The organism is Spirulina sp. 06S082 (assembly GCF_034932145.1).
Classification (GTDB): Bacteria; Cyanobacteriota; Cyanobacteriia; order Cyanobacteriales; family Spirulinaceae; genus CCY15215.
Map to the genome: position 1 here is coordinate 24288 of NZ_JAYGHV010000390.1, position 6514 is coordinate 30801.

The window sequence follows — 6514 nt, forward strand, 5'->3', positions numbered from 1 at the left end:
TCAAACCATGATGTTTTCAAACCATGATATTTTCAAGCCATTGTGACTACAAATCAAGATTATAGGCGAAGAAATGTCCCAATCGGTCGGCAAAAAGTGGATGTTTGTAGGGGACAAAATCCACCCGAAAATGAAGGGAAGTCAAACAGTTTGCTAAATCCCCCAGGGTATATTTCGCATATCCATCCGCTAATGCTTGGGATGGCCAAGTATCCATTAAGTGGTATTCACCAGTAATATACTGCACTTGTTTTAAGCGTTTGGCAGTTAATAGAATGGGGAATTCGCTACCTTCACAATCCAACTTTAAAACCCGCACAGTGCGATCGCCAATGATCTCATCTAAAGCAATAGTCTCGACAGCATCTCCTGTTTTGCCAAATACAGACGATGTGCCGGTATTGATGGTTTCTGGTTCAATAGGGTCAGGTCCATCAGGGTGCATCATGGAAAATTCGGTTAGGAACAAAGGTGATTCTGTGGATCGATCCGATCGCCAAACGGCCTTTTTGGCTAGGGTTGCGGATGTAGCTGCTAGATTAGACTGACACAGCGCAAAATTTTCCGGAAAGGGTTCAAAAGCAAAAATATGTCGCGCACCTCTTTGCCAGCAAAGGTGGGAAAATAAACCAATATGGGCACCAATATCGATGATGAGGTCTGTGGGATTGAAGTTATCAGTAATTTGATACTCATTTTTTCCCCAAATATCCTGCTGGAAGATTCGATCGCTGGTATTGGGACGCAAAACAAAGTCAGACATAGAGGTTCAGTGGATCGCATGGAAACAGTATTATACTAAGTTTTGAGATAATTTTGTAATCTACTGAGTTTTAAAAATGCTGACAATTTTATTCTTTTGACACTCTCAGTAAATTTTCATAGATATCCTTTACACTCGGTATTGATTGAGGTTGCAAAAATCCAATCGATTTCGAGACACAAACAAATAGTCCTCTTTTGGAAAAATCTATGTTTTCTTCTTCCCCAAAAAATGCTAGAAAAGAACATAAAAAAAAGAATAATACTAAAAATAGAAATAGTCCCCATCTAACAACACTCATTTTCTTGAGTGGTATTGCCTTTATTCTCTGCATATTAGCAGCATGGTTCCTCGATATTGCTCCTATTAGTCAATTTTTTACTAAACTTTCTACAATTGAAAATGATCTTCCTTTAGTGTTTCGATCGCTTCTATATCCCGATCGCTATGGGACGCTAATCGTTGTAGGATTGTTTGCGGGATTATTGGCGATCGTCAAAATTTTTCCTCAACCCAATCCTCTTCTCTATATTGCCGTTGTACCGATTCTGTTAGTCTTTGCTTTGCGCTATTTATTTTGGCGTTTTTTCTCAACACTCAATCTCGAAAATCCAGTAAGTGGAACGCTTAGTTTAGCACTATTTTTACTAGAGATGTTTCTTTTTATCGACTATGGATTGCAAACATTTTTAGTCCTAAGTAAGCGCGATCGAACAGAAGATGCAGATCGATTTGAACGAGAGGCGATCGAAAACAACTATCTCCCTTCTGTTGATATTTTAATTCCCACTTATAATGAACCTGAATTCCTTCTCAAACGCACGATTATTGGCTGTCAAGCGATCAATTATTCCGATAAAGAGATCTACCTTCTCGATGATAGTAAACGGGAGAATATTCGCCAACTTGCTCATGAATTAGGATGTCATTACCTGACGCGATCGGATAATAATTATGCGAAAGCTGGCAATCTCAATCACGGGTTAAGCCAGTCTCAGGGAGAATTAATTGCTGTTTTTGATGCAGATTTTGTTCCTACTCAAAACTTTTTATCCCGTACTATTGGTTTTTTTCAACGTCCCGATATTGGACTCTTGCAGACTCATCAATATTTTTATAATCACGATTTAATTCCCATAAATTTAGGAATTGAAAACGAAATAAGTTCTGAAAATGAGTTTTTTGGTCGTCATTATCAAAAACTTCGTGACGATGCTGGTACTTCTCTTTGTTATGGTAGTGCATTTCTCATTCGCCGAGATATTTTAGAAGAAAGTGGTAGTTTTGTTACCAGTTCATTATCAGAAGATTATTTTACAGGAGTACGTCTTAATTCTTTCGGTTATCAAACTATTTATCTTGATGAAGAACTCAGTGCAGGTTTAGCTGCGGAGAATTTATCTGGGTATATTTCTCAACGTCAGCGTTGGTGTCGAGGGACATTACAAGCCTTATTTATTCCCGAAAATCCTCTGACTATTGCCAATTTAACCCTGCGTCAAAGAATTCTGCACGGTGCCGGAATTTTGCAGTGGCTTTTACCAATATCAAGATTGATATTTCTGGTTTTACCAATCTCCTTTTTCTTTATCGATGCAATTCCCTTCAAGATAACTTTATTTGAATGGTTAAATTTCTTTTTACCTTTTTATCTCTCCTATTTCTTAAGTTTTTCATGGCTAAATCAGCGATCGCGTGAAGCCTTAGTTTCTGATATTTATGCTGTGGTTCAATGCGTTCCTTTATCAATCACTGCGATACAAACTCTTCTCAATCCTTTTTCTCAAGGTTTTCAAGTGACCCCAAAAGGTGTTGCAAAGGATCGCTTTCTATTTAACTGGAGTTTAGCCATTCCTTTAATCCCAATTTTCCTGATTAATCTTGCGGGTACTGGTCATATTTTCTATATCCTTTGTACTAAATTTGCCGATTTTCTCAATTATTCTTCCGAAGAACGCACGTCATTTGTGTTGAGTTTTTTGTGGGGATTCTATAATCTGTTAATTTTAAGTATTGCTTTATTAAGTATGCTTGAATCTCCCCAAGAGAATTCTTTTCCTTGGTTTGAATTAAAGCGTTTAATTCGCTTAAAAGTCGGAGAACGAGTTTTTTCTGGTATCACTCAGACTCTCTCAGAGATTGGTGCAGAAATTGAATTGAAAGAGCCTTTTTCGAGGGATATCACAGATGAAAATACTGTTGTTAGCTTGGAAATTGTAGGTGAAAATCTGGAATTATGGGGAACATTAACTCATGATCGCAATTCTTTACGAATCACTTTTCAAGAAATGACTTTAGAGCAAAATCGAGGTTTGATTCAACTTCTTTTTTGCCGTCCAGGTCAATGGAAGCGAACAAAGTGTTCTGGAGAACTGCGTGTTTTCTGGCTATTATTGAAGAGTTTAATTAAACCGAAAATCTTGACAGGAAATCGTAAAATTCACCCCATTTCTGTAAATTCTTAGTTAATCTCCTATAATTATAGTTCGTTTTTTTCTCTCCAGAATACGTTTTTTAATCGTAATTTCTTGCTGCGATCGCCGATGAGCAATTGTCCAAGAAAGGGTTGTCGAAATTACAATCAAACTGAAAAACATAGCGATAAAAATTTCGCAAATTACCGCACATCGTGCTAATATAGAAGTGGGGTGAATATCGCCATAGCCAACTGTGGAGAAGGTGACAATCGAAAAATAAATGGATAAAAATCCAGCTTGTAAACCTGAAAAGTTATCGGGGTTTTGTCGCAGTAAATCCGTATAAAGATTGGCAAAACCAAAAATAATAGTTAAGAAACCTAGCCCCAGTAAGAATAAAACAAAGGAAAAACGATGTAAAGAGGGAATAAATTGATATTCATTAAAAATATGCTTTCCTTGCTTCAATAACTTAACCTCATCTTCTCCTGCTCCCTGAAATACTTCAAATACCAAAAGAATAATTAAACCTAAACCACTTAAAATAGTTGAAATTGAGACACAAAACCCTAAAATGAGTAAGCGATCGATTAAAACCGATTCAAAAATATTAAATACCGAATAAATGAAACAAATAAGGGCAATAATAGTAATAATTTTTCTCGCAATTATAAGCCCCAAATAATGAGGATGAGTCGCTGTTTCCAAAACCTCGATCGCCTCGGAGTCCGAATCGATAACAACATTAAACTTGTCGGTTAAAACTCGAGCAATTGCTTGTACTAATTCATCGCGATCCGAGTATTGTGGTGAGGCTATTCCATTCTGACTGTCTGACATAGATTTAAGGGTGCAAAGATGCACCCCGAGTTTAGGCTTCTTTTCCTAATTTAACTCTAAAATTGGGTTTGAAATTAAATTTTAAATGGTGCTGAGTTGAAAGCGTCCTCGGATAACAGCATAAAGTACCCGATCGATGGCTTCTTGTTCGTCTCTGCTTAATTTTGCGTTGGTTAAAGCAGTTAATAAACCGTAGCGATCGCCTAAAGTAATAACTCCAGTCTTAGCCGTTGTCGCAAACAGGCTGGAAATTGCACCGGGTAATAATTGGGATTGGTTAAACATGACTCTTAAAGTGAACGCTGAACTTTGAACTCCGAATAATCTTAGTATTACCTTTTTTTTTGGGGTGGGGTGCGATCCTCCTCGCTGACTTGTTGCGAACTTCGTCAATGGTTGAGGGCAACGCAAATCTACTGAGGAGGCGATCGCTTTCACTCTAAATCGGCGATCGCGATCGCATTCTCTCCGTATAATCTCTCTGTTGCGATCCGTCGGGGATTGAAAATTCCCGTCTCATACAAAAAGTCCTCTCAAATCGATCGGTGTTCCGCTTTCCCATAAATAGAACTTACCCAGCGTCACGATACTTTGCAAACCCGTATCATTTCATTACCCCCCTTTTGAAATTCATAATTCACTCCTTCGATACTAATTTGATATCCTTGTTCTCTTAATTCTGCTTGCAGGGGATCGAGATGCCACGATCGCGCCCCCGTAAAGTTCTCTACAATAGGGAAAATGCGGACTTCCTTGGCTATGCGGCACATTTCTCGAATAGCATCAAGATGAAATTCTAAGGAAAATTGCTCAGAATAGGTAAATAAAAAATGACCGCATAAAGCCAGATCGAATTGGCGATCGCCAAAAGGAAGATCGGGTAATTCTGCAAAAATGTAGCGTTTCTCAGCAATTCCCAGTTCTAAATCTGCCAAAAACTTCTCCATTGCTACCATTCTCAAGTCTCCCAACCGCTTAGGAGAATCAATCTCTTGCCAAACAAATTTAGTAAGATTCTGTGCTAATTTTTCAATAATAATCGGATAAGTTTCTCCAATACGCTGACGAATTTCCTCAACCCTAAATTGATAAATGGGATCGCAGGAAATGACCCGACATTGCTGTTGAGTCATTTCCGTATTAAAACTCGACGGACCCCCGGCACAATCAAGGATAAAGGCTCTAAAATCGCTCCTTGTTAAATGAAACATATTGATATAATCTGCCAAAGAGCGTCCCCAAGGAACCACCTGTTCAAGTTTCATTATGCACACACCAAATAATAAGGTGCGTTACGCTTTTGCTAACGGCACCCTACAAAAAATATCTCAGGATGGTAACGAAACAGTACCAATAGGGCAAGTAACAGATGTTCCTCCTAAACCGCAATAACCACCAGGATTTTTAGCCAAATATTGTTGGTGATAATCCTCGGCGTAGTAAAATTCGGGTGCATCGAGAATTTCCGTTGTAATTTCTCCATATCCTGCTTTCTTTAAAGCCTCTTGATACATTACACGAGAGGCTTCTGCTAACTTTTTCTGTTCCTTGGAATAAGCGTAAATACCGGAACGATATTGGGTGCCAGCATCATTTCCTTGACGCATTCCTTGAGTGGGATTATGACTTTCCCAGAACACTTTGAGAATCTGTTCGTAACTGATAACTTTGGGATCGAAAACTACATAAACGACTTCGTTGTGTCCCGTCCTTCCCGAACAAACTTCGCGATAAGTGGGATTGGGAGTATAACCCGCAGCATAACCCACGGCTGTAACAAATACGCCTTCTTGCTGCCAAAATTTACGTTCTGCACCCCAGAAACAGCCTAAACCAAACATGGCTGTTTCTAAACCTGCTGGGAAAGGAGGTTTGAGAGGATTGCCATTAACAAAGTGTTTCTCTGGGACGGGCATAGCCTGCGATCGCCCCGGTAAAGCGTCTTGAGGTGAAGGGATTTCTGCTTTTTTACCTAATCCGAATAATGCCATGTTAAGAAACTCCAATTTTGTTAATGGTTAAACAAACAATGAACAAACAACAATTAACTATTCTCTTCTTCTGTTTCGGTTGCAATCCACTGTTTTTCAAAGCCCATACGCTGTTCTGCATTATGAAGAAAATAGCCGCTAACCATTGCTGAAGCAAGTAAGCGTCCTAATTGTTCTCGGTTGGTGGTAATGCTGACATCAAAATGCTCGTCTGGCAATCCTCCCAATAAACCCACGATATTACGTTCCATGATTTGCACTGCTTCTCGGGTAGGCTGAGAAAGACGAGAAGATTGTTCTGAGTCTAATGCTTGGACGTATTGCCAGAGTAAGTTTCGGTCTTGGGTAGAATTACGGAAAAATTCTGGGCTTTGCGAGGATAAGTCGTTCATAATTGAATACTGTAAAGTCATCTGTTTTTTTGTTATTTACACTTTAACCTCTTTTTTTAAGAACGTTTATACGTTAAACCGAACCGGGGAGTGTTTGGGGGGTGTGGGGGG

Annotated in this window: 7 protein-coding genes; 1 reads left to right on the forward strand and 6 read right to left on the reverse strand. The window is 38.9% G+C overall.

The window, feature by feature from the left end; all coding sequences use genetic code 11:
- Positions 1 to 46: 46 nt before the first annotated feature.
- Complete coding sequence (locus tag VB714_RS22940) at positions 47 to 763, reverse strand: FkbM family methyltransferase (protein ID WP_323227099.1); 717 nt, start codon at positions 761 to 763, stop codon at positions 47 to 49.
- Positions 764 to 972: 209 nt separating this feature from the next.
- On the opposite strand from VB714_RS22940, the gene VB714_RS22945 reads away from it, so the two are divergent.
- Complete coding sequence (locus tag VB714_RS22945; protein WP_323227101.1) at positions 973 to 3228, forward strand: glycosyltransferase; 2256 nt, start codon at positions 973 to 975, stop codon at positions 3226 to 3228.
- On the opposite strand, the gene VB714_RS22950 is transcribed toward VB714_RS22945, so the two are convergent.
- From VB714_RS22950 to VB714_RS22970, 5 genes are all read right to left on the reverse strand, one after another.
- The gene (locus VB714_RS22950; protein WP_323227104.1) at positions 3229 to 4020 is read right to left on the reverse strand and encodes a potassium channel family protein; all 792 of its coding nucleotides are present in this window, start codon (positions 4018 to 4020) and stop codon (positions 3229 to 3231) included.
- Positions 4021 to 4101: 81 nt separating this feature from the next.
- Positions 4102 to 4305: a hypothetical protein gene (locus VB714_RS22955; protein ID WP_323227106.1), complete on the reverse strand. Its 204-nt coding sequence runs from the start codon at positions 4303 to 4305 to the stop codon at positions 4102 to 4104.
- A 296-nt stretch (positions 4306 to 4601) separates the two neighbouring features.
- A complete protein-coding gene (locus tag VB714_RS22960; RefSeq protein WP_323227107.1) occupies positions 4602 to 5285 on the reverse strand; it encodes a hypothetical protein in 684 nt (227 codons plus the stop codon).
- Between the two features lie 63 nt (positions 5286 to 5348).
- Positions 5349 to 6011, reverse strand: coding sequence for a peptide-methionine (S)-S-oxide reductase MsrA (msrA, locus tag VB714_RS22965; protein ID WP_323227108.1), 663 nt, complete (start codon positions 6009 to 6011; stop codon positions 5349 to 5351).
- Between the two features lie 53 nt (positions 6012 to 6064).
- A complete protein-coding gene (locus VB714_RS22970) occupies positions 6065 to 6403 on the reverse strand; it encodes a DUF760 domain-containing protein (RefSeq protein ID WP_323227110.1) in 339 nt (112 codons plus the stop codon).
- Between the last annotated feature and the right edge of the window lie 111 nt (positions 6404 to 6514).